General features: G+C 49.5%; 13 protein-coding genes and 14 pseudogenes. 17 read left to right on the top strand and 10 right to left on the bottom strand.

Annotated elements, in window-relative coordinates:
• Positions 1 to 103: 103 nt before the first annotated feature.
• Positions 104 to 187, bottom strand: a pseudogene (locus GM30_RS27305) (hypothetical protein); the annotation flags it as partial.
• Positions 188 to 2,727: 2,540 nt separating this feature from the next.
• Between GM30_RS27305 and GM30_RS14975 the strand changes: the two are divergent.
• Positions 2,728 to 3,792: pseudogene (locus tag GM30_RS14975) on the top strand (autotransporter outer membrane beta-barrel domain-containing protein); the annotation flags it as partial.
• Positions 3,793 to 3,827: 35 nt separating this feature from the next.
• A pseudogene (locus tag GM30_RS27300) lies at positions 3,828 to 4,190 on the top strand (IS3 family transposase); the annotation flags it as partial.
• A gap of 201 nt (positions 4,191 to 4,391) precedes the next feature.
• Here GM30_RS27300 and GM30_RS14965 read toward each other — a convergent pair.
• Together GM30_RS14965 and GM30_RS24580 are read right to left on the bottom strand one after the other, a co-directional pair.
• On the bottom strand, positions 4,392 to 4,718 hold the full coding sequence (locus tag GM30_RS14965) for an ATP-binding protein (protein WP_155483986.1): 327 nt from the start codon (positions 4,716 to 4,718) through the stop codon (positions 4,392 to 4,394).
• A 41-nt stretch (positions 4,719 to 4,759) separates the two neighbouring features.
• Positions 4,760 to 4,934: pseudogene (locus GM30_RS24580) on the bottom strand (transposase domain-containing protein); the annotation flags it as partial.
• Positions 4,935 to 5,330: 396 nt separating this feature from the next.
• On the opposite strand from GM30_RS24580, the gene ltrA reads away from it, so the two are divergent.
• Entirely contained in the window at positions 5,331 to 6,767 is a 1,437-nt protein-coding gene (gene ltrA / locus GM30_RS14960; protein WP_080993443.1) for a group II intron reverse transcriptase/maturase, read from the top strand.
• A gap of 162 nt (positions 6,768 to 6,929) precedes the next feature.
• Here ltrA and GM30_RS28000 read toward each other — a convergent pair.
• Positions 6,930 to 6,992, bottom strand: a pseudogene (locus GM30_RS28000) (hypothetical protein); the annotation flags it as partial.
• 310 nt (positions 6,993 to 7,302) lie between these two features.
• Between GM30_RS28000 and GM30_RS27995 the strand changes: the two are divergent.
• The 6 genes and pseudogenes from GM30_RS27995 to GM30_RS26775 form a co-directional block, all read left to right on the top strand.
• Positions 7,303 to 7,473, top strand: a complete 171-nt coding sequence (locus tag GM30_RS27995) for a hypothetical protein (protein WP_420802273.1) — start codon at positions 7,303 to 7,305, stop codon at positions 7,471 to 7,473.
• Positions 7,466 to 7,853 (top strand): annotated as a pseudogene (locus GM30_RS27990) (IS3 family transposase); the annotation flags it as partial. The gene GM30_RS27995 and the pseudogene GM30_RS27990, both read left to right, overlap by 8 nt.
• Positions 7,854 to 7,932: 79 nt before the next feature.
• Positions 7,933 to 8,115 (top strand): annotated as a pseudogene (locus GM30_RS14945) (IS3 family transposase); the annotation flags it as partial.
• A gap of 349 nt (positions 8,116 to 8,464) precedes the next feature.
• Entirely contained in the window at positions 8,465 to 8,761 is a 297-nt protein-coding gene (locus tag GM30_RS27985; RefSeq protein ID WP_049849252.1) for a Dabb family protein, read from the top strand.
• A gap of 2 nt (positions 8,762 to 8,763) precedes the next feature.
• Positions 8,764 to 9,330: pseudogene (locus GM30_RS24560) on the top strand (IS66 family transposase); the annotation flags it as partial.
• 384 nt (positions 9,331 to 9,714) lie between these two features.
• Positions 9,715 to 9,828 (top strand): annotated as a pseudogene (locus GM30_RS26775) (IS3 family transposase); the annotation flags it as partial.
• Positions 9,829 to 10,342: 514 nt separating this feature from the next.
• Here GM30_RS26775 and GM30_RS14930 read toward each other — a convergent pair.
• Complete coding sequence (locus tag GM30_RS14930) at positions 10,343 to 10,621, bottom strand: hypothetical protein (protein ID WP_155483984.1); 279 nt, start codon at positions 10,619 to 10,621, stop codon at positions 10,343 to 10,345.
• Between the two features lie 809 nt (positions 10,622 to 11,430).
• Between GM30_RS14930 and GM30_RS26615 the strand changes: the two are divergent.
• A pseudogene (locus GM30_RS26615) lies at positions 11,431 to 11,673 on the top strand (phage holin).
• Positions 11,674 to 11,676: 3 nt separating this feature from the next.
• Here GM30_RS26615 and GM30_RS24545 read toward each other — a convergent pair.
• The 3 genes and pseudogenes from GM30_RS24545 to GM30_RS14915 all read right to left on the bottom strand — a co-directional run.
• Positions 11,677 to 11,982: pseudogene (locus GM30_RS24545) on the bottom strand (ISL3 family transposase); the annotation flags it as partial.
• Between the two features lie 59 nt (positions 11,983 to 12,041).
• Positions 12,042 to 12,794: an IS21-like element helper ATPase IstB gene (istB, locus tag GM30_RS14920; RefSeq protein WP_049849249.1), complete on the bottom strand. Its 753-nt coding sequence runs from the start codon at positions 12,792 to 12,794 to the stop codon at positions 12,042 to 12,044.
• A 26-nt stretch (positions 12,795 to 12,820) separates the two neighbouring features.
• Positions 12,821 to 13,171, bottom strand: a pseudogene (locus GM30_RS14915) (IS21 family transposase); the annotation flags it as partial.
• A 24-nt stretch (positions 13,172 to 13,195) separates the two neighbouring features.
• Here GM30_RS14915 and cobT point away from each other — a divergent pair.
• Both cobT and GM30_RS14905 read left to right on the top strand, forming a co-directional pair.
• The gene (gene cobT / locus GM30_RS14910) at positions 13,196 to 14,230 is read left to right on the top strand and encodes a nicotinate-nucleotide--dimethylbenzimidazole phosphoribosyltransferase (RefSeq protein ID WP_274519064.1); all 1,035 of its coding nucleotides are present in this window, start codon (positions 13,196 to 13,198) and stop codon (positions 14,228 to 14,230) included.
• Between the two features lie 119 nt (positions 14,231 to 14,349).
• Positions 14,350 to 15,264, top strand: a complete 915-nt coding sequence (locus GM30_RS14905; RefSeq protein WP_049849448.1) for a LysR substrate-binding domain-containing protein — start codon at positions 14,350 to 14,352, stop codon at positions 15,262 to 15,264.
• 437 nt (positions 15,265 to 15,701) lie between these two features.
• Here the strand turns inward: GM30_RS14905 and GM30_RS14900 are convergent, their stop codons facing one another.
• Positions 15,702 to 16,841: a porin gene (locus GM30_RS14900; RefSeq protein ID WP_049849247.1), complete on the bottom strand. Its 1,140-nt coding sequence runs from the start codon at positions 16,839 to 16,841 to the stop codon at positions 15,702 to 15,704.
• A gap of 674 nt (positions 16,842 to 17,515) precedes the next feature.
• Here GM30_RS14900 and ttrB point away from each other — a divergent pair.
• The 5 genes and pseudogenes from ttrB to GM30_RS27980 all read left to right on the top strand — a co-directional run bounded on the left by ttrB (position 17,516) and on the right by GM30_RS27980 (position 23,073).
• Complete coding sequence (gene ttrB / locus GM30_RS14895) at positions 17,516 to 18,253, top strand: tetrathionate reductase subunit TtrB (RefSeq protein ID WP_049849447.1); 738 nt, start codon at positions 17,516 to 17,518, stop codon at positions 18,251 to 18,253.
• Positions 18,250 to 19,263, top strand: coding sequence for a tetrathionate reductase subunit TtrC (ttrC, locus tag GM30_RS14890; protein WP_049849246.1), 1,014 nt, complete (start codon positions 18,250 to 18,252; stop codon positions 19,261 to 19,263). Before ttrB ends, ttrC begins: the two co-directional genes overlap by 4 nt.
• Entirely contained in the window at positions 19,256 to 22,255 is a 3,000-nt protein-coding gene (locus tag GM30_RS14885) for a molybdopterin-dependent oxidoreductase (RefSeq protein ID WP_049849245.1), read from the top strand. Before ttrC ends, GM30_RS14885 begins: the two co-directional genes overlap by 8 nt.
• Before the next feature lie 153 nt (positions 22,256 to 22,408).
• A pseudogene (locus GM30_RS27285) lies at positions 22,409 to 22,857 on the top strand (IS66 family transposase); the annotation flags it as partial.
• A 33-nt stretch (positions 22,858 to 22,890) separates the two neighbouring features.
• Entirely contained in the window at positions 22,891 to 23,073 is a 183-nt protein-coding gene (locus GM30_RS27980; RefSeq protein ID WP_420802272.1) for a transposase domain-containing protein, read from the top strand.
• On the opposite strand, the pseudogene GM30_RS14870 reads toward GM30_RS27980, so the two are convergent.
• A pseudogene (locus GM30_RS14870) lies at positions 23,066 to 23,268 on the bottom strand (integrase core domain-containing protein); the annotation flags it as partial. The gene GM30_RS27980 and the pseudogene GM30_RS14870 overlap by 8 nt on opposite strands.
• Between the last annotated feature and the right edge of the window lie 84 nt (positions 23,269 to 23,352).

The raw sequence follows: 23,352 nt of genomic DNA, 5'->3' as shown, positions 1-23,352 counted from the left end.
TTATTGCGAAATATTAATGGTAATGGGGCGTGTTATAGCAATACCATGAACTAATATATCTTAAGCATTTCGTGTACAGGTTCAGCGCAACGGGCACTGCATGCACTGCCGGGTCATCCACCCGACCGGTCAGCGTATCACTTTCTTTCTGAAGCACCTTCAGGTCGGCTTCCATCTGCGCGATACGTCATCGAAGCATCAACGGGTAAACACTTCATGAAATGCGGAAAAAAAATCCGTGAGTGGTCCAAACTCACGGAAAAGTCAAAATACTAGGAATGTCTCTTTTTATATACCCCAAGAAAAGCAGATAGCATTAATAATACAACGGGTAAACACTTCATGAAATGCGGAAAAAAAATCCGTGAGTGGTCCAAACTCACGGAAAAGTCAGAATACTAGGAATGTCTCTTTTTATATACCCCAAGAAAAGCAGATAGCATTAATAATGTATCATGGTATGAAGTAAATTTCATATGAGATTATATCCATGGTGGTTTGGTAAATCCTATACATTATTTGGATATAATCCTATGTTGCAATATCATTTTTTTGTTATACTAAGAAAGCACTGATGTAAGTTACCTCACGTTTTATAATCCAGATGATAATCCAGAGAGTCATTTTTGCCCATAAAGATCTTTATGGGCTTTTTTTGTCATTATTGGCAATAATCTGATTGGTGGTTTGGTAAATCCTATACATTATTTGGATATAATCCTATGTTGCAATATCATTTTTTTGTTATGCTAAGAAAGCACTGATGTAAGTTACCTCACGTTTTATAATCCAGAGAGTCATTTTTGCCCATAAAGATCTTTATGGGCTTTTTTTTGTCATTATTGGCAATAATCTGACTGGATATATCAAGAAACATTGTTATAGTTAAAAAGCATGTGTAGCACAATAATTGTCAGTATGGAATCTTTTGCCCATGTTAATTTTAGGTATAGATTATATGGGCATTTTTTCATTTCATTACCGCTCGAATTAAGGCCGGCGATATGAAAAGAATTTTTACCAATATCAATGCCTAAATAAACAATATCCGGGATCGATTTGTTTTTCATCATGCACCTCATTAGTGAGTTAGCGTAACCCCAGAATTATATACCGGGGCGGGGCGAACCATCCCATTGATGGATAGCGCACGTACCCTTGTTGCCTGAAGATAGAAAATAAGACTTGCCAGCCGTTGCCTCCGGGTCTTACATGCGCAACTGCATGTCATAATAGCGTCCTCCTCAGGCACCATCAATGTTGCCGGCAGCCCGCTTTATGTTTCTGATGGTCTGCGTAACATCGGCCTCTGGTCCACGGGGGATGGTTCTGTTGCCACACTCACCGGTGTGGTCAGCCTGACGGGGGCAGATGCTGTCGGTGGTTATGCCACAAATGGAGGGCAGGTAACGGTTTCCGGTACCGGGGTGGTTAACTCTGCCCTGAATGCGGTTACCGGTTATATTGTTGATGGAAGTGAGGCGGGAGTCAGTAACGCGGGTGATATTCTGTTTACCGGTGAGAACACTACCGGCATCCGGGTTCTGGGAGGCAGGGCTGATAACAGTGGTCGCATTGAGGTGAACGGTACTGGCCTGTATGTCGGAGAAGGTGAACAGGAGCAGGGCTCAACCATCACCAACAGTGGCATAATACTGGCAACCGACGGGACGGCTGCCATTGAACTGGTGGCCGGCAGTCTGAACCTGGTCGGCAGCGGCACAGGTATCATTGAGGCTCGTGGTACTGCTGATGGTGTGCTGGTAAGTACCGGTGCCACCGGGCTTGGTGTGGATGGCGCACACATTATTGTTAACGCGGACGATGCCTCCGGTAACGGTATTGAAAACGCAGCAGGCCTGACTGACCTGCAACTGACCAACACCACCATTGATGTGGCAGACGGCGCAGGGGTCCGCACAGCGGTCACCATTGACAACACCAACAGCGGTACCATCAACGTCAGCGGCGCGGGGAAAGGAATTGCTCTGGAGAACGCTGACGGCACCGCCACCACAGGTGACCTTGACCTGTCCGGGTCATCCGGTCTGACCATTAACGTCACCGGCGCGGGTGGCACGGGGATTGANNGGTTCAGCCCTGAAGCTGGGTGATGCTGTCACCTCTGCCACAAACGCCGGTATGCTTACTTCAGCCAGTACCGCGGCGGCAACGGTTGATGCAGCAAATGCCACCACATTCACAAACACGGATACCGGGGTTGTATCCACGACCGGTGTAACGGCGCTGGCGATGTACGCAGATAATGCGACAGTGGATAATGCCGGTACCATCAATGGTGATGTGGTGATGAACGGGAGGAGTGGTACGGTAAACAACACCGGTACCGTCAGTGCTGGTATCATCACCACGGGTGGAGACAACACGGTTATGGTGGATGGTGGTACTGTCGGGGGCAACATTGCACTGAACGGCAGTGGCACAAACACCGTACTGTTGAGGAACGCTGCGGGGGTTGGCACGGTGGGGGGACAGGCGGGGAATGACACTGTGGTGGTGCAGGGTAACGGTAACATGTTTGCTACTCTGAACGGAGGCAGTGGTACCTCAACTGTGGTATTTGATGACGTGACGACGGGTTTCTTCATGGACGGTATCCGGGCACAAATTATTAACTATGACCAGGTAAACCTGCGTAATGGCTCGGTGCTCACGCTGGATGACTACACACCTGACGGTGCAGCGGTAGATATTGATACTGCTTCGGTACTGGATGTGTTGACGGACGACGGACTGGTACTGAAGAACCGGGTCAGCGGTAGTGGTGGTCTGATCAAACGGGGGGCAGGTACTCTGACTCTGTCACAGGATGCGGCGGGTTATACTGGTACAACGGACATCATCGCGGGAGAAATTGCCCTGGGCGGGAAAACCTTACCCGTGGTGGATATGCAGAGCCGGCAGGTGACGGTACACGATGGTGCAACCCTGTCTGGTACTGGTAGTACCGCCGGGGATGTCGATGTCATGCAAGGCGGTACTCTGCAGGTGGACTTCACGGTGGGCGGCAACCTGACCAACAGCGGCTCTGTTCTGCTGAACCGTGAAGACGGCCAGCCGGGCAATCAGCTGACTGTTAACGGCAACTACACCGGCAACGACGGCCTGATGGCGTTCAACACCACGCTCGCGGGTGATGACTCCGCGACGGACAAACTGACAGTACACGGTGACACGGCGGGTAACACCCGGGTCAGCGTCAATAATGTCGGTGGCGCCGGGGCGCAGACCATCAACGGTATTGAACTGGTGAAGGTGGACGGTAGCTCTGCCGGTAACTTCGCGCTGACCACCGGCACCGTGGAAGCCGGGGCGTTTGTCTATACCCTCGCGAAAGGCACCGGCGATGCGGCGAAGAACTGGTATCTGACCAGTAAATGGAAGGATGCAGTGGACCCGGGAAAAGCCGCTGAACCGACGGTTCCTGAGGTTGATCCGACCTCCATGGATGTGCTGCGTCCGGAGGCGGGCAGCTATATCAGCAATGTGGTCGCAGCCAACACGCTGTTTACCCTTCGCCTGCACGACCGTCTTGGCGAGCCGCAATACACTGACGCGCTGCGTAACGGTGACGACAACGTCACCAGCATGTGGATGCGCCATGTCGGAGGGCACGAACGTTCCTCTGCCGGTGACGGTCAACTGAAGACCCGGAGCAACCGCTATGTACTGNATTCGGACGGGCTGACCGCCTCGCTGGAAGCGGGTTACACCCTGAAAGCTGCTGAGTTTACCGGTAGTCAGGGTACGCTGAACACCTGGTATATCCAGCCGCAGGTGCAGGTCACCTGGATGGGGGTGAAANGGCCCGTCGGTCGAAGGACCGGCAGGATCGTCGACGCAAGCGTAAGCCTGATGATACAGAAGTGCTAGTCCGTATCCATACCATTATCGGCGATCTGCCAACGTATGGTTATCGTCGGGTGTGGGCACTGCTGCATAGACAATCTGAATATGACGACATGGTCGTTATCAATGCCAAACACGTATACCGGATCATGCGTCAGAATGCGCTGCTGATGGCAGTCCGGCGACGGAAACCTGAAGAAAACGTCATAGTGCACAGCGATCAGGGCAGTCAGTATGGCAGTGATGACTGGCAGCGGTTCTGTCGGGCCAACAATCTGGTGCCGAGCATGAGCCGTCGCGGCAACTGCTGGGATAACAGCAATACACAGGGTATGCTGGGGGTGAAATACAGCTGGTAAGAGATGCCGGTGAGTAAGCCTGAGGCGCCGGGAAACCGGCTCCTTATCATTATGTGATTTTTATCTGTTACTCAGAGCCTGTCAGTAATTCTGTGTAACTGCCAATGTATTAAAGAAGATCGCTCAGGTGTTCACCGAACTCAATAATAAAACGGCTCATTGCTAACCGCCAGTTGTGAAGCGTACCCTGATACCTGTACTGCACGTACCGCTTCGTAGCCCATGGCTATCACCGCGCATTTTCCCCACGCCAGACGGCCCCGGCAACACAATGTTTTCATTGCGCCCGATGAAGCTGAGCGAACGCAGCGACTGGATTTGCTTCTGTGGTGCGCCGGTGGCGAAGGTGAAGTCGTACTCTTCGAACGTCTTCACCGCCGGGAAGGCCGCCATTCGGGTGTACATCGCCTGTTTACGCTGATGGCGCGCCAGTTTTTCCTCATGAAGCAGATGCTCCAGGAAGTCCATATAGCTCCATTCCTGATCCACAGCCTGTTGCGACAGCGCCGGCGCTGCGCTGACCCGGTTTATCAGTCAGCAATGACATCAAGGACATAGCGGAGATAGCTTTCTGGCTCCACGCCGTTCAGTTTGCACGTCCCGATCAGGCTGTACAACAGTGCTCCCTGCTCTCCCTCATGATCCGAACCGAATTTTGCAGCCCAAGCTAATCATCCGCAGCGCATTCTCAGCTATGTTGTTATGTGTGCCTTGAAAGGCACGATCTTTCCGTCGGTGAAAGTCCGACCCGGCTAACTCTCGCTCCGGCCGGAAGTACAGGGGGCGGTCCAGGAGGTAACGAATGGGCTGAAGCTCTCCCTGAAACGGCTTCTTAAGGAAGTCAACAGGTTATGCGGGCCGTAACGTGAGTGAACACTGAGCAGGCCTCGAAATGCCGTCGTGGGTGCCGACACGCCATAATAACGGGGAAGGCCGACGATGACCGGGAAGAGAGTGAGAAATGCACCGGTCATACCCACCGGGGTAGTGGTGACAGCACGCATAACGATTGATCGATCGTGCAACAAGGGAAGTCCATAACGATGTCCGTCTGGCAGACGGGTAACGACGTCTCGTGAGGGGCTGAGTCGGTTGTTATGGATGGCGGATGGGGGTGTAGTAGTGAAGATACTGAGTAATGTCAGAGGAGCGAAGGCCCCCTGTTGCAGTACCAGTGTACCAAGCAGGAAGAGCCCGGGGATTGGCATCAGCCTAACAACTCCGCTCAAATCGGTTCAGAACCTGCAGAAGACACTACAGGCGAAAGCAAAGGGTAACGCAACGGCTAAATTTCACAGTCTGTGGGATAAGGTTTGCCGACCGGATGTTCTCGTGGAAGCTTACAGGCGATGCCGTCTCAACCGGGGAGCCCCCGGCGTGGATGGAGAGTCTTTTGCAACTATAGAACAGCAGGGCTTAGGACAGTGGTTGCGAAGATTAAAGCAGGAGCTGAGCACTAAGCAGTACCGGTGCTCGCCCCTGTTGCGTGTATGGATCCCCAAAGCCTACGGGGGACAACGCCCGTTGAGTATCCCTACAATAAAGGACAGAGTGGTTCAGACGGCGGTGCTGCTCGTTATTAACCCCGTTTTCGACACCGATCTGTCCCCACGGCAGTACGGCTTCAGAAGTCACATCGACGCCAAAATGGCAATACGCAGAGTCTACTTTAGCATCTCTGAACGCTTCGCCAGAGAAGTCGTTGATGCCGATTTATCTGATTACTTCAGTACGATCCCTCACGGGCAACTGATGAAATGCATCGCCCGGAGGATAACTGATGGCAGTGTACTGGGGATAATCCGACAGTGGCTCAGAGCTCCGGTAGTGGAACGGACCAGACAGGGTGTCGAAATCCGAACCACAGTTGCCCGTAACACTCATCGTGGAACGGCACAGGGTTCGCCAATAAGTCCGTTGCTGGGAAACCTCTATTTCAGGCGATTTATTCTGGCATGGAATAGCGGGACTCCTTTCTGGGAGAAGAACAGCGAGATTGTCAATTATGCTGACGATCTGGTGATATTGTGCAAAAGGGGAACCGGAGAGCAGGCCATGACAAGGATGAAGCGCCTGATGGAACGGCTGGGGCTGACCGTTAACGAAAGTAAAACCCGGCTGGTCGTCCTACCTGAAGGGCATTTTGATTTTCTTGGATATACCATTGGCCGATTTTATGGCAAAGGTGGTCGCCCCTACTGGGGAACCGCAATATCCCGAAAAGCGATCAAACGGCTCAAACAGGAAATACACGCCCAGACTACGTCACGCTGGAACTGTACACCGATAGCTGAAAGAGCGGAAAGGTTAAACCCGCTTCTCAGGGGTTGGGCCAGCTACTTCAATCAGGGACCAGTGTTACAGATTTACCGTGACATTGATATCTATACAGCGAGACGGGTCAGGATCTGGTTACAGAGACGGAAAGGTCAGCGGGGAACGGGATATCGCCAGTATCCCGACCAGTACCTGTACGAGCAGTTAGGACTGATACGCCTGCTGGATCTTCCCCGTAACCGCCCGAACGCGAAGGTCTGATGTGCTGCAAGAGAGCCGGATGCGGGAAATCCGCAAGTCCGGTTCGATGAGAGGGATGTGGAAACGGAGTCACGCTCAGGACAGTAAGGCACCACCAATCGAAAGAGGTGGATTAACAGATATGCCTGAACTAAAACCACCGCGCCACATCTCTACTCTACCTGCTTCGGCCCAGCCATCATCTGTATAGTAAGCCAGCGCTGGCCACTGGTTCAGTACTGCTGTCGTTCGTGAACTGGGTTACCCAACTGAACGTAATCTCGGACGCTGGGTTTGTTTATGGGAGGCAAGTGGTGGCTCCATTGAAAGCGTAAGACGTAAGCCCTGTTACTCTGCTGAACAAAAAAAGATAGCTGTCGAACATTATCTTAGCCACGGTTGCTGTCTGGTCTTTACCAGCCGAACACTCGGATATCCCTGCACTGATGTACTGGTTCGCTGGATTGCTGAGCTTCATCCCGACAGATGGAGTACCCTCACCAGTACAATAAATAAGAATGCGCCCTTTCAACCAGAGGTGAAACGTCAGGCTGTCATGGTGCTCTGTACACGGCATGTACCCGCCAGTGAGATCGCCCGAAATATTGGAGTGAGTCGCACGATATTGTACAAATGGAAAGATCAAATCATCGGTGATGAGTCTTATCAGACCATGCGAAAACATGAAAAGCCGTCTCTTACGGAGGAGAGTGACACTTCCCGATAACCTTCTCGCCAGAGATTTTAAAGCGGAGCAGCCCAATCAGAAATGGTTGACAGATATTACAGAGTTCCAGCTCCCGACTGGCAAGGTCTGGTTATCGCCGGTGGTAGACTGCTTCGATGGAAAAATCGTGTGCTGGTCGCTCAGTACGCGCCCTGACGCCGAACTGGCCAACACAATGCTGGAGAATGCTATCGGGACGTTAAATGCAGGCGAACGCCCTGTTATACACAGTGACAGAGGTGGCCATTATCGCTGGGCAGGTTGGCTGGAACGGATGAATGCCGGGGGGACTTATCCGCTCAATGTCCCGGAAAGGATGTTCACCAGATAATGCTGCATGTGAAGGTTTTTTTGGTAGGTTAAAAACTGAAATGTATTATTGCCGTGGCAGAATCGTTCTTCAGTTCACTCAAAAAAGAGCGCATCAGGAAGCGGATATATAAAACCCAGGACAGGGTTGCCGTGGCAGAATCGTTCTACAGTTCACTCAAAAAAGAGCGCATCAGGAAGCGGATATATAAAACCCGGGACAGGGCCCGGGCGGATATCTTCGATTACATTGAAGTGTTCTACAACCGTAACCGACGCCACAGCCACCTCGGTGGCGTCAGCCCGGAGGCCTTCGAAAAGGCCTCGCCGTGAGGACAGAAACTGTCTACCGGAGCGTGGTCACTCCAACGGACAGGTTATGGTTGCCCTGAAGTTAGAACCAGCAAACGACATGACAATGCCGGCAGCATCGATAGTCTTAACGGATGGTAAGGCTGAGGTGAAATTGCCAGCAACCCGGCCGGGAGCCTATGTACTTTATATAAATTAGGACCATGAGGTAATCTGAAATGCTCAGACATCTATTATTGTTCTCTTTTCTACATGACAATGCCGGCAGCATCGATAGTCTTAACGGATGGTAAGGCTGAGGTGAAATTGCCAGCAACCCGACCGGGAGCCTATGTACTTTATATAAATTAGGACCATGAGGTAATCTGAAATGCTCAGGCATCTATTATTGTTCTCTTTTCTATCTGACGTGACCATCAAACAGGTAAATGATATTCGTGAGCGTTTTTTACATATTCCAGCTCTGATACCAGGTATTACGTCCGTGGAGTGGGGAGAAAACAACAGTCTGGAAATGAAAAATCAGGTATACACGCACTGCGTTAATATGACGTTTGACAGCGACTTATCACGGGCACGTTATCTTTTTCATCCAGACCATGAGGCACTACAGGACGTTTTCGTCCCACTTTTAAACGATATTATTATTTTTGATTACGAATTGTAATCATAATCGAAGCATGGCGCTGGGCTCACACCCGCCGTAAAATCCACGATGTACACGTCCACACGCTGTCGGGGCTGACAGATGAAGCCCTGAAGCGTATCGGTGAGCTGTATGCTATAGAGGCGGAGATTAGGGGAAGGCCGGCGGAGCAGCACCTTGCAGAACGTGAGCGAAAAGCTAAACCGCGCCTGAAATCCCTGAAAAGCTGGCTGCGTGAAAAGCTGAAAACCCTGTCGCGACACTCAGAGCTGGCGAAAGCGTTCGCATACGCGCTGAACCAGTGGCCAGCGCTGACGTACTATGCAGACGACGGCTGGGCTGAAGCTGATAACAACACAGCTGAGAATGCGCTGCGGATGGTCAGCTTGGGCCGCAAAAACTGGTTGTTTTTCGGTTCGGATCATGGAGGAGAGCGGGGAGTGCTGCTGTACAACCTGATCGGGATGTGCAAACTGAACGGCGTGGAGCCAGAAAGCTACCTCCGCTATGTCCTTGATGTCATTGCTGACTGGCCGATAAAACGGGTCAGCGAACTGCTCCCCTGGTGCGTAGCATTGCCAACTGAATAACACATCCCCGTCAGTACGGTTCCCGCTGCACGCTTACGTACTTACTGACCTCTCACATTCTCAGCTCGCTATGGCGTGTCTGCCCTTTCTTCCACTTTTTCCATAGCAGGGCTACGTGTCAACGACGGGTAAAAAGTGGGTCTTCCGCAACCTCGAAGCATGGCGCTGGGCTCACACCCGCCGTAAAATCCACGATGTACACGTCCACACGCTGTCGGGGTTGACAGATGAAGCCCTGAAGCGGTTCGGATCATGGAGGAGAGCGGGGCCCCCTGGTGCGTAGCATTGCCAACTGAATAACACATCCCCGTCAGTACGGTTCCCGCTGCACGCTTACTGTTATACACAGTGACAGAGGTGGTCATTGTCGCACCGTTAGTGACAGGTTGCGAATGGTCGGGCATAACACCTGAAGACTTCATGTAACATGTAGATGCTTACATCAGGTGGTATAACGAACAGCGTATTAAATTATCTCTGGGTGCTGTCAGCCCATAAATGTACCGTCGGCAACTCGGGATCGCACAATAAAACAGTCCAGGAAAACATCCGCATCCCCATTACCGTCTTATATCACTGGCGCTGACATTATTTGCCAGGTAACACTTCTGCATGCACATGTCGTCACCTTTACTGTCCTGTCCGCTTTTCAGCATCAGAGAGCATGTGGCTGTACTCACCGGTCCGGCAGGTCAGAGAGTATTGTTCACTGGAGCAGAGTAACCCGAGGGAGGGTCGGGCATGGTAAGGCTGCTGTCCACCGAAAGGTTGATGGCGATATTTACAGAGGCTGGCTCTGGTAATAGCGTTATGCACCGTTAGAACGTGCCGGTAGTACACTGTATTATCGGGATCCCCATTACCGTCTTATATCACTGGCGCTGACATTATTTGCCAGGTAACACTTCTGCATGCACATGCCATCACCTTCAGTTGCACATCGCAAAATTCACACACCAGCAGCGCATGACCGGTGTAATTGTCGCCTAATACCCATGTGTACTTTTGGAGGTCAAATTTTGGGATTGTAGTCCACTATGAACATCCTCATCGCTTCTTCATATGGGCGAATCAGATCGAGATTGTTTTCTGGTGTGGATACCTCTATGAATTTTTTAACCAGTCTGTCCTGAATTATTGAAAAATTGATGTGGGAATTTTCTTTAACCAACTGGTGGACAACTTCCCCTATGACCTGATGAGCATTCATAGCGTAATCCCCTGTTAATGGAGTGCTCAGCTTACCACATACGCCGTGAGTAAAAGCGGGACACACAGCAGATAAGGTCACTGGCGATCATCCCGGAATAGCGATAGTGAAACGCGATGCTCAACAGTAACTTTACGTTCATTTCAGGTTAACGGTAAACTGCAGAAAGTAGGAAAACATAAAAAAATAAANTAAATTATTGTATGTTTTTTGAGGTTGACGGTGTGTTTGTACTTATTTAAATTGATTTCGTGGTGAATCCACCTGTGCGGATGGGCGTACTGGTAGTCGGTTAACTACTGTGATCTCCACGCGGGCAGAAGTTACCAGTGTTCTGCTCACCGGGAGGCACCCGGCACCACAAATACGGTTGTGCTCTGTTTCTTTCCTGGTAAGCTACATTCATTTTAGTAAAACCCTCGGCCACCATCAGGTGGCCTTTTTTTACTCCCCTGATGTCATGTCTGCAGCCATCAACATTTAATGACATGTGGCGACAGCCAGGAATACACATATAAACAATACATTAAGATACATACATTAACTTATTGTGCATGAATTACCGTTGACGCTGTAGTTATCTTTTTTTAGTCTGAAATTGTGGTGAATTCCCCTGTGCGGAGGAGCGTACTGGTATTGGTAGTTTGACAGGGAAACGTGGTGAATCCACCTGTGCGGATGGGCGCACTGGTAGTCGGTTAACTACTGTGATCTTCACGCGGGCAGAAGTTACCAGTATTCTGCTCACCGGGAGGCACCCGGCACCACAATCCTTATGAGATAATGCTGTTAGTTAGCTAAGTTATATACATTGACTATTAGCAGGCTGCCATCCGGCAGCCTTTTTTTATTCCCTTCATATAGACAGCACCTTAGACAGGAGGTGTCGGATGGTCAGAATCATGCCTGACAAAATCTTTTTGGCTGCTCGTATTGCACATCGGGCAGTCTGATATGTACGGGCCTTGTGTGTGTACGACTAGTTTCATGGGCTTGACTGGAATTTTATTATTCTCGTCAGTAGAGTGGGGCTCGGTGTGGCGACGTACCTTACCAATCTGCATTTCAGGCGCCGCCAGACAAAAGCTGTCACTAACGGTACGAAAGTGGGTCTTCCGCAACTTGGGTGGTGATTTTCATGCCAGAGGACTTCTGGCCCGACCATACATCTGGCGTTTCAGCATCTTCAGCCGGCTTACATGCCCCCCGCCTCCCCCCCCAGCCGCTACGCGCCGAAGTTCTGCTGAACCGCTTTCGTTGACACGAGTGAACCACCTGTTTAGCTGTGGCTTGTTTTTGGTTTTCAGGAGCCGGTAGAAGTCCAGCGCCAGTTGCCGGGTTATTTTCAGCTCCGGTTCTTTTTCACACATCAGACTAATAAATCGGGAAGCATAATTTTCTTCACCCCTGATTATTCTCCAGGGCATCAACCAGCTGTCAACGATGGGTAAAAAGTGATCTACTTACATCTCCACCGACGGTCTAATATTGATCCACCGTTTTACTCAGGATTAGCTTCAGCGATAACCCCGGCCTTTCTTTTCTGTTTCAGTCGATAACTCTCTCTTTTTATCTGAACAACGTGTGAGTGGTGTAAGATCCGATCCAGCATCGCCGATGTCAGTGCTGCATCTCCCGCGAACGTTTTATCCCACTGCCCGAACGGCAGGTTAGATGTCAGGATCATCGCGTTCTTCTCGTAACGTTTGGCGATGACCTGTAAGAACAGTTTTGCCTCTTCCTGGCTGAACGGCAGATAGCCTATTTCATCGATGATGAGCAGCTTTGGCGCCATCACGCCTCGGTGAAGTGTTGTTTTATAGCGGCCCTGGCGTTGCGCTGTAGACAGCTGAAGCAACAGATCCGCCGCTGTTGTGAAGCGTACCTTGATACCTGCACGTATTGCTTCGTAGCCCATGGCTATCGCCAGGTGCGTTTTCCCCACGCCAGACGGCCCCAGCAACACGATGTTTTCATTGCGCCCGATGAAGCTGAGCGAACGCAACGACTGGATTTGCTTCTGTGGTGCGCCGGTGGCGAAGGTGAAGTCATACTCTTCAAACGTTTTCACCGCCGGGAAGGCCGCCATTCGGGTGTACATCGCCTGTTTGCGCTGATGGTGTGCCAGTTTTTCCTCATGAAGCAGATGCTCCAGGAAGTCCATATAGCTCCATTCCTGATCCACAGCCTGTTGTGACAGCGCGGGGGCCGCACTGATAAGACTGTCCAGTTGCAGTTGTTCGGCGAGAACCATCAGTCATTGATGTTGCAGTTCCACCATTATGCAGCCCCTCTGCAGAACGTGTCATAGATGGACAGCGGATGATGCAGGGGCAGCCTGTCGAAGGTCACCAGGCTTTCGTCGACCTGTATGTCATACTGTTTTTTCTCCGGTGGCAGGGCCAGCATGGACTGTTGTTCTTCGATCCAGCGATCGCCGGGGCGAGTCTTGATAGTTTCATGCTTCCGTTGGTTCGCTACATCGTGCAGCCATCGCAGGCCGTGGCGGTTGACTGTTTCAACATCGACGGTGATCCCCATCGGGCGCAGGCGCGTCATTAACGGGATGTAGAAGCTGTTGCGGGTGTACTGCACCATCCGCTCCACTTTGCCTTTTGTCTGTGCCCTGAACGTCGTGGATTTTCCGCCGGGTGTGTGCCATGCAAACCGCGTGATCGACAAAAGATGGCACGGGCAACCCATCATATTGATGGGCTTTTTAAACCATTAAAAAGCCTGGGACGTCTGGAAGCGCTGGCGACGCAATTGGCGGGAATGTGGGGTGTGAATCAGCTCGATAATATGCAAAAAGAAATTATTGTGATGTGCGCCGATCATGGTGTGTTTGATGAGGGAGTAGCTGTTACTCCCAAAGGGGTCACCTACAGTCAGGCGCTGAATATGCAAAAGGGCTTGACAGGTGTTTGTGTGCTGGCGAGAAATAGTCAAACGTCGGTACTACCTGTAGATATCGGTATTGACTGTGAACCTATTAACAATATGCTGACTCTGAAAGTGGCCAGAGGCAGCAACAACATCACACAGGGGCCTGCAATGTCCAGGCTGGACGCAGAACAACTGTTGCTGGCCAGTGCACGCTTGGTGAAAAAACGCGCGAGTCAAGGCATCTCGGTTTTTGGCACAGGGGAACTCGGTATTGCTAATACCACGCCTGCGTCAGCGATGATCAGTGTGTTGTGTGACTACGATCCTCATGAGGTTGTGGGCATCGGTGCCAATCTGCCGTTTGAACGGCTGCAACACAAAGAGTCTGTTGTCCGACAGGCCATTCGTGTGAATAATCCCAACGCCGCTGATGCAATTGACGTGCTGGCGAAAGTTGGAGGTTATGATCTGGTGGGGTTGACGGGGGTTATCCTCGGCGCTGGTGCGTGCGGTCTGCCAGTTGTGCTGGACGGCTTCCTCTCCTATGCTGCCGCGATAGCTGCCTGCCAAATTGCGCCAGAGGTCAAAAACTACTGTATTCCTTCGCATTTCTCGGCGGAAAAAGGGGCGCATCAAGCGCTGAAATACCTTAACTTAACACCATATTTGTATCTGGACTTGCGGCTTGGAGAAGGGAGTGGAGCAGCTATAGCCATGTCAATACTTAGCGCAGCATGTGCAATGTTCTGCAATATGGGGTTGGCGTCCACAAGTGGTTTTTGTATGCCTGATTCGCCAGTCTAATAATAGGTAACAAAATATATCAATACAATTAATAATAAGATTATACCCTGGGGTGTGTTTTTTATATTTAACAAAGTTTATTATAAGGAAGTGTTTCATGAGATAGCGATGAAATAATGATGAGAAGTTTGATACCTAAGACAGAATTGCTGGTGGCTTTTGAGGTAGTTGCACGTCACGAAAGTTATACTCGAGCAGCAGAAGAGTTAGCTTTAACGCAGAGTGCTGTATTTCGACAAGTTTTGGCGCTAGAAAATTTTCTGCAAACAAAATTATTTACACATGTAAAAAAGAGAATTTATCTCAATGATGCGGGTAAGTACTATCTGCCGCTTGTCAGGGAAACTATCAATAAACTTGAGCATGATACCCATGCAATAATGACTTATGAATCTTCTTCTGTGGGGGTTATTAATTTGGCGGTAAATCCAACATTTAGCACCCATTGGCTAATTCCTAATTTACCTGGGTTTAATAAAGAAAATCCTGATATTATTTGTAATGTTCATTCGCTATCCAATGAAAACGATTTTTTTAAAAATAAATATGATATTGCTATTATGCGTGAGGATTTTTGTCCGCCCTGTTCTGAAGTGGAATATTTGTTTGAGGAGGAGATTTTACCTGTATGCAGTTTGAATTTATGGCCGCACCCTGATAAGAAAATGTCAGCTAATGATTTAATAAATAGTTTTACACTATTACATCAGAGTACACGTATTAATGGCTGGAGGGAATGGTTTGTGCTTTCGGGGGTTGTTACCCCTTGGGTAAGTAAGGGGCCTTATTTTGATTTACTGTCAATGCTAATTGCGGCAGTACGGTCGAATATGGGGGTCGCACTATTACCTCGTTTTGCTATTCAGCGTGAATTAAATAATGGAACAATGGTTGTTCCTTGTGAGGTTCCGCAGAAATCCGGAAATCGTTTTATTATTACGTGGTGTAAAGAAAACGAGAAGTCTTCATATATCAGAACTTTTAATAATTGGTTGTTGAAAAAAATAAAATCAGAGATGTCTACAAATTTTTAATGATTTGCTTAGGTTTATCTGCTAATTCCCGGGGATAGAGCACAAAATTTTGTGCCTGTCTTTTTTACCCAGACTAATTTTTTTGCACAGAAAAACCCAGTCATACTGCTGAGGTATTGATTGTTTCACCCTTTCAAAGAGAGTATCTCAATACTTGCTCACCAGGTATGTCAGAAGCTCTTCCAGAATGCTCTCGCCCCATTTCACAGATACCGACAAAATGCTTTGCTGGATGTCACGGTTGCACTAATTAACGGCGCATCACTGATTAAATGACTGATATTACTGGGCAGATGGGGTAATCCCCTACTATAAACTAAGAACTTTACTGTCTTCAGGTAATAAAAAAACCGGGGTAATGCAAGTCACTTATGGTGACTTGCAGACTTTTTATATAGGCACGTTTTCAATTTTACTCCTGGTTCCCGCAGGGGGAACTAGAAGTCATAACGCAAACGCACCAGGTTCATATCACCCAGATCGTCGGTGCTGGACGTAAAGACGTGTTCATAATCAACACGGAAGCCGTAATCGAGCTGGAAGCTGATCCCCACGCCGTTGTCGATGCGCTGGTAGTTGCGTCCGTTTACGTACTCAATACGGTCGCCCATAACGTACGGCTGGATGGATTTCACCGCATACTGCCCCACCGGGACGGTATAACCGGCAAAATATTCAATCCCCCACGCGTCACCCGCGAAGTAGTCATGCACGGTATTCTTTTTGCTGGTCATAAAGTTCTGATACCAGCCACCGCCCGCGGCAAAGGTCCAGTTGTCCGGCGTCCAGCTCAACGCGGTCCCCAGAATGTTCTGGTCATAGGCTTTGCTGTCGTTGTTTTCCGGGTTACGCATGTCGGCGCGGGTGTAGTTCCACGCGGTACCCCAGGTCAGATCGTCAGTGATGTGATAATCCACGCCCAGCGAGCCGCCGCCTTTACGCTTATAGCGCAGACCGTTGCCCGGCAGGTATTCGGAATCTTCAAACAGATAAGAGGCGTAGAGATCAACGTCGCCTACGGTTTTCTTGTATTTCAACATGCTGCGGGAACGGTATGACCCGTCGTAGTCGCCGTTGATGCCGTTACCGGGCGCCTGACCGATCATGTCGTAGTCCCAGATATCGGTTTTCACGCCCACCACATCGTAGTACACGCTGTTTTGCTGCCCGTAAGTCAGCGTACCCCAGGTGTTGCTCTTCAAACCGGTGTAGAGCATACGACGCTGAGTATCGTTCGCCCCGTCGGCGTAGTGGTTATCCCAGTCAAAAAGGGCCGGAATATTCACGCCCAACTCGTAGTAGCTGATCCAACTGATGTCATCAAACAGGTAGTAATCAGCCGCGAAACGGAAACGGGTACCGCCGTCAAATCCGTTGCGCTTGTAAGATCCTTTGTCACCGTCCCCGGTCATGCTGTTGAACTGCGGACGAATACTCCCGCCCACTGTGAAATTCAGACGGCTTAGCGGATCACCCGCCTGAGTGTTCTGCTTCAGTACAGTGATTTCTGCATGAGAAGTGAAAGATATTAGTGTAATAACAGTACCCACAGCCACTGCATATATACTCTTTGCCATATAATAACCTTACTAGCTAATTGATGTTCGATGTATAACCGTTTTCCTGTGAAAGAAAAGGCATCAGCTAATATAGCAAATAATAAAATATAAGTTTTGATGATTTTGCTATAAGGTAAGAATTTTCTTGCGCATACTTTAAAAAGTATAAATAAATTAGTGTGATATTTTTTTGTTCTTGGAGAGTAAATGTTTATATTTGTTAAAGTGGGAACGTCGTCACATATTTTGTTTTGTGTTATTTCTTATAATTATACAATAAATGCGAGTTTGATTGGTTTAGAGGTATGATAAGGGATATGGATGAGACTACCATAATGCCAAACTTTGCTTTCCAGTTGTAGTACGAGGCCTCAGGGAATCCAGACATCCTTAACGGAGTGGTTTGGCTTCAACGAACTTCAGAACGGCGATAATCTGGTGTTCGGTTAATAGGACTTTACGCATGGTGAGAGAGGGTGAGACGAATATATATCACGAAGGTTTAACTAAGCGAGTTATGCCACAAATGCTTCTTTTATCTTGTGCCAGCTTAAGCTCGTTTCATTTATGTGGTGAACCACAATAGAGCCTGAAACGGGCGGAGTTTTTAATTGCAACTAATCACATTTGATTCGGTAATTATATTCTTAATCTTTTTCTGAACTGCACACAGAAATGAGGCCATCATGGGTATGGATGTCAGTAAACGGGACTTTTTGAAGAAAGTTGGTATTGTAACCGCTGGTGTACCATTTATTCCGTTTGCAGAAGCGGGAAGCTTTTTTAAACCGGAACGTCATGGAGGCTCTGATGAACATCGTTATGCCATGCTTATTGATCTGCGCCGTTGTGTTGGCTGCCAGTCATGTACGGTAAGTTGTACAATAGAAAACAAGACACCAGAAGGATCGTTTCGCACCTCTGTCAATCAATATCAGGTGAAATTGACCAGTGAAAGTAGGATCACAAATGTTTTACTTCCCCGTCTCTGTAATCATTGCGATAACCCTCCCTGTGTGCCGGTTTGCCCTGTACAGGCGACATTCCAGCGTAAAGATGGCATTGTCGTCATAGACAATACCCGCTGTGTAGGCTGCGCATACTGTGTACAGGCATGTCCGTACGATGCCCGGTTCATAAATCACGCTATCCAGACAGCGGATAAATGTACGTTTTGCGTGCACCGTCTAGAGGCAGGACTATTGCCTGCCTGTGTGGAGTCGTGCGTTGGAGGGGCCAGAATTATTGGTGATTTGAAAGATCCACACAGTACGATAAGTACAATGCTTGTGGCGTATCGGGAAGAGATCAAAGTACTCAAACCGGAAAATAAAACCAACCCACACGTCTTTTATCTTGGGCTGGATGATGCCTTTGTCACACCACTTCAGGGTAAGGCGCAGCCAGCTCTCTGGCAGGAGAGAGTATGAACATCACAGAGATACTGGTACAGCCACAGGAGATAACTTGGCAACCTTGGGCCGTACAGTACTTTTTCTTTATCGGGATCTCGGCCTGTGCTGCACTGGTGGCTTGTGTTGCCCGCTGGACAAAACATTCCTGCAGTGATGTGCTTGAACGTACCTGCTTATTCATTGCGCTGACATGTGGTATTACTGCGCCGCTGGCTCTTCTTGCCGATCTCCACCAGCCTGCCCGGGTCTGGCATTTTTATGCTTGGCCAACGCCCTGGTCGTGGATGCCATGGGGGGCCCTCCTTTTACCCCTGTTTACGACACTGCTCGGGCTCTGGTTCGTCTTTTTCCATCTGTGCAAAAAGACCTTGCGTTATGCTCCACTTATGCCCTGGTTTTCCCATGCTGCAGCGTTGACTGCTGTCGGGTTATTTATTTATACCGGGCGGGAAGTGTCTGTGGTTCGCGCCCACCCCGTCTGGTTCAGCTACTGGTTGCCTGTTGTGATGTTTCTGAGTGCAATGTGTGCACTGTTTGCCATACTCCATTTTGTGTTCAGAAAACACAATGGGTACTCTCGCCTGCTGGCAAAAGGACAGGTTGTGATATTAGTACTGTTTGGAGTCGCCACGCTGACGTGGTATCTGGGCGATACCTTGTCAGGCGACGCGCTGCGCCAGCAGTGGCATCTCACTACCGTCATTCACAGGTATACCCTTGCGGGAGTTGTATTATGGGGCATCGCTTTTATTGTTGCGCTTTACGCGAGTGGTAATATACTCCCGCCCGCCATCCAACTGGCAGATGTGTTAATTGTTGCCGGCCTCTGCTGGCTCCTTCGCTGGACAGTATTGATTGGTGGACAGACTATCCCGAAATATAACGCCCTGACCAATGTCTACACGTTACCTGCAGGAACTGATGGTCTGCTGGCAATAATCGGAACATTCGGCCTGTGGTTTGCACTAATAATAATAATCAGTGAAGCCATAAACTGGTTTTCAGGGAGATTTCAACATGCCTGAGTTATCACGACGTCAGTGGTTAAAAATAGGTGTTGCTGCCGGTGGCTTTGCCGCGTTTGGTTTAAGCTATCGGGATGTTGCAAAGCGGGCTGTGGATGGACTTGTTAATGGTACGTCAGGAAAGGTCACGCAGGACAGGATTTTTGGAAATTCTCTTTCTCCGGAAGGCGTGGCACACAACGGTTGGCAGAGTAACCCCGAACAGTCAATATCCATGACTCAGTGTCTGGGGTGCTGGACGCTTTGTGGGATTCGTGTCAGGGTTGACCGGAAAACAAATAATGTATTACGAATAGCTGGTAACCCGTGGCATCCTTTGTCACAGGAGAAGCCGTTCGACAGCATGATGCCTTTTGCTCAGGCCATGGCGAAGCTGGCTGGCGAAAGCGGGCTTGAATCCCGTTCAACGGTTTGTGCACGTGGTGCAACACTGTTGGAAAGTCTGAATAGTCCGCTGCGTATTCTCACACCCATGAAGCGATCGGGAAAACGTGGGGAAGGGAAATGGAAACGCATCAGTTTTGAGCAACTTATTGCCGAAGTTGTGGAGGGCGGGGATCTGTTCGGAGAAGGCCATATAGACGGGCTGAGGACGATTCGCGATCTTACCACTCCTTTGGATATTCAGCACCCCGCTTATGGTCCTAGGGCAAATCAGTTACTGGTAACTAACGCAACAAATGATGGGCGGGATGGCTTTTTAAGACGTTTTGCACAGAATAGTTTTGGCACTAAAAACTTTGGTGCTCATGGGTCTTTTTGTACACTCGCCTATCGCGCTGGTTCAGGCGCGTTAATGGGTGACCTAGATAAAAATCCTCATGTTAAACCTGACTGGGAAAATGTGGAGTTTGCCTTGTTTATGGGAACATCGCCTGCACAGTCTGGTAATCCTTTTAAGCGTCAGGCTAGGCAGCTTGCCTCTGCCCGTTTGCGTAAGGCATTCAGTTATGTGGTTGTTGCTCCGGCATTACCGTTAACAACTGTACTGGCTAACGATCATGGGCACTGGCTCCCTGTCAGACCGGGAACAGATTCTGCACTGGCGATGGCGATGATCCATTGGATTATTGATAACGAACGCTATCAGGCTGAGTACCTGAGCCTGACCAGTCATGATGCCATGCTTCGCGCCGGTGAGAAAAGCTGGACTAATGCCACCTGGCTGGTTATCAGTGATGAAAATCACCCCATGAATGGTCAGTATTTAATGGCTTCACAGCTTTCTGCACAATGGTCGGAGGAAGCCGTTGTTTTCAATGAAGACGGATTACCTGTTCCAGTGAGCCAGTGTGATCGTGGAAAACTCATGGTGGATCTGGAGGTCACACTGAGCGATGGTCAGGTTGTTTCAGTGAAAAGCAGCTTCCAGTGTCTTAAAGATTCTGCACAAAGGTTCACACCAGACCAGTACAGTCAGTTATGCGGGGTGCCGAAAGCGCAGATCACTGCACTGGCTAGGGAGTTTACTAGTCACGGTCGTAAAGCTGCCGTTGTCAGCCAGGGCGGAATGATGTCCGGGAATGGATTCTACAACGCTTGGTCGGTCATGATGCTGAATGTACTGTTGGGGAACATGAGCCTGAGTGGTGGAGTGTTTGTTGGTGGAGGAAAATTCAACGGCGAAGCAAACGGCCCGTGTTACAACTTCGAACTGTTTCCGGGTAAGGTTTCTCCGGAAGGACTCAATATTGCCAGGAGTAATGCCGATTACGCGAAGTCGGATGAATATCAGGAGAAAATTACAGGCGGTCATTCACCTTGGCCAGCCAGAGCCCCTTGGTACCCCTTCGTAGCCGGACAATTAACTGAGCTCCTTCCTTCAGCACTGGATGGTTATCCTTATTCACTGAAAGCATGGATATCGAATATGAGCAATCCCCTTTACGGTGTTCCGGGATTGCGTTCTGTTATCGAAGAGCGACTAAGGGATCCCCAGCGCCTTCCGTTGTTTATTGCAATCGATGCTTTTATGAATGAGACCACAGCATTTGCGGATTATATTGTCCCGGATACNNGGTGCCCAGTTGTCCCAGCCAAGACAGCGAAAACGGCACAGGGAGATCCTGTTTCAATGGAAGCGTTCTGTATTGCAGTAGCAAAGCGAATGGCGTTACCGGGATTTGGTGAGAACGCCATACCAGACGCCCAGGGAGTGATGCATGATATAAACCGGGCAGAAGATTATTTCCTGCGTGTGGCTGCCAATATTGCATTTAGCGGACAAAAACCATTGCCACTGGCAACCAATCAGGACATTGTAATGTCAGGTGTTGACCGTATTTTCCCCACCATCAGCAGCACTTTAAAACCCCGGGAAGTACTGTCTGTAGCGTTTCTTTATAGCAGGGGAGGGAGGTTTGCGCCTGAAGCGTCAGCCCGAAAAGGCGAAACAGTTGGCACTGAGTGGGTAAAACCGTTGCACATCTGGAATCCGCAAGTGGCGGCATACAGACATTCTATAACAGGTGAGCGTTATAGTGGCTGTCCCACTTGGTATCCTGCCCGTCTCTCGGATGGCAGTAAGCTGGAGACAGTCTATCCAGAATCTGAATGGCCGATGAGACTGATGTCGTTTAAATCCAATGTAATGAGCAGTGTCACAACCGTCATTGAGAGGTTACATCATGTTAAGCCAGTGGGACTCGTTGCGATCAATCCTGAGGATGGAAAACGCTGTGGTCTTCAGCACGGTGATAAAGCGCTGATTAAAACGCCGGGTGGAAGCGCGGAAGTTCAGATAAGTTTGCTTGCGGGTGTTATGCCAGGGGTGATCGCAATAGAACATGGTTACGGACATAAAGAACTTGGCGCGCAACAACACTGGCTCGACGGGGAGCCCATGGCACATAAAAACTTTGTTGCTTCAGGGATTAATCTGAATGATCTCGGTTTTACAGACCCCACCCGCAAGGTTCCGGGACCTTGGCTTGACTGGGTTACTGGTGCCGCCGTCAGACAGGGCTTACCGGCACTTATCGAGAAAATTTGAGAGATACGTGACCTTATGTAAGCGATCCACGAAGGACGTAGAGTAAAATTTAGTTTACAGAGTGGGCGATGTTACAGGGCTACAGTTCTTCGGGCGGTTATGGGTCTATGTTCGTGACGATCACAACGCCAGCTCAACTATGCCGACAGCAGTATGGTTCTCATACTCTCCCGACCCCACCTGCAGCGGCATCTGGTGAAATACAATGATATCCTGCAGGCCGATGCATATGCAGGTTATAACGCTCACTATGAAAGTGGGCGGGTAACCGAAGCGGCCTATGTGGTGTATGCCCGGCATAAGAACCACAATGTACATGTCCGTCATCCAACGACAGTAACAACAGAAGCTCTCAGTCATATCGTGGCTCTGTACGTCATTGAATCGGAGATACGCGGCAGTCCGGCAGAAGAACGACTGACAGTCAGAAGCCTTCCGCCGATGCAGTCGCTGTACGGCTGGATACAACACCAGATGTGCATACTGTCGCGTCACTCGATACAGCGAAGGTGTTCACCTATCTACTAAAGCAGTGGGATGCCCTGAACGAATACTGTCGCAATGGCTGGGTGGAGATAGACAATAACCTGTGCGAAAACGTCCTCGGGGTGGTGGCGCTGGAGCGCTGCAACTACATGTTCTTCGGCTCAGATGGTGGTAGCGACAGTGCGGCAGTGATGTACAGCCTGATCGGTAGCTGCAAACCTAACGGCATGGATCCAGAACGTTACCTTCACCATGTACTTGACACCATAGCCGACTGGCTGGAAAACCAGGTCAGTGAACTGCAGCCATGGCTCATTGTAGTGGTCAACTAAAACTGGCCACCGTGTTAGAGTTTTTCCAGTATTGGTTTTCCGATTCGTTTGGTGGTAACCCGCCGTTATATTCATGCGGTCTGAGCGCGCTGTAATATTCAACGATATAGTTCGTTATGGCGTGAGTTGCATCGCTGAAGCTTACGTAACCCATCACTGTTACCATTCGTTCTTCAGGCTCCGGAAGAAGCGTTCTGTCAACGACGGGTAAAAAGTGGGTCTTCCGCAACTTGGGTGGAGAAATATTGGTGAAACTTTCTAGATAACAAGGATCTAAGC

This window comes from Trabulsiella odontotermitis (genome assembly GCF_001188485.1).
GTDB classification, from domain to species: domain Bacteria; phylum Pseudomonadota; class Gammaproteobacteria; order Enterobacterales; family Enterobacteriaceae; genus Trabulsiella; species Trabulsiella odontotermitis_A.
This window is presented reverse-complemented; position numbering and strand designations above follow the sequence as displayed.

Bases quoted from the DNA above. Each gene is read 5' to 3' on its own strand.
- ltrA (WP_080993443.1), top strand. From the start codon at position 5,331: ATGGCGGATGGGGGTGTAGTAGTGAAGATACTGAGTAATGTCAGAGGA.
- GM30_RS27995 (WP_420802273.1), top strand. From the start codon at position 7,303: ATGGTGCTCTGTACACGGCATGTACCCGCCAGTGAGATCGCCCGAAAT.
- GM30_RS27985 (WP_049849252.1), top strand. From the start codon at position 8,465: ATGCTCAGGCATCTATTATTGTTCTCTTTTCTATCTGACGTGACCATC.
- istB (WP_049849249.1), bottom strand. From the start codon at position 12,794: ATGGTTCTCGCCGAACAACTGCAACTGGACAGTCTTATCAGTGCGGCC.
- GM30_RS14905 (WP_049849448.1), top strand. From the start codon at position 14,350: ATGAGAAGTTTGATACCTAAGACAGAATTGCTGGTGGCTTTTGAGGTA.
- GM30_RS14900 (WP_049849247.1), bottom strand. From the start codon at position 16,841: ATGGCAAAGAGTATATATGCAGTGGCTGTGGGTACTGTTATTACACTA.
- ttrB (WP_049849447.1), top strand. From the start codon at position 17,516: ATGGATGTCAGTAAACGGGACTTTTTGAAGAAAGTTGGTATTGTAACC.
- ttrC (WP_049849246.1), top strand. From the start codon at position 18,250: ATGAACATCACAGAGATACTGGTACAGCCACAGGAGATAACTTGGCAA.
- GM30_RS27980 (WP_420802272.1), top strand. From the start codon at position 22,891: ATGTTCTTCGGCTCAGATGGTGGTAGCGACAGTGCGGCAGTGATGTAC.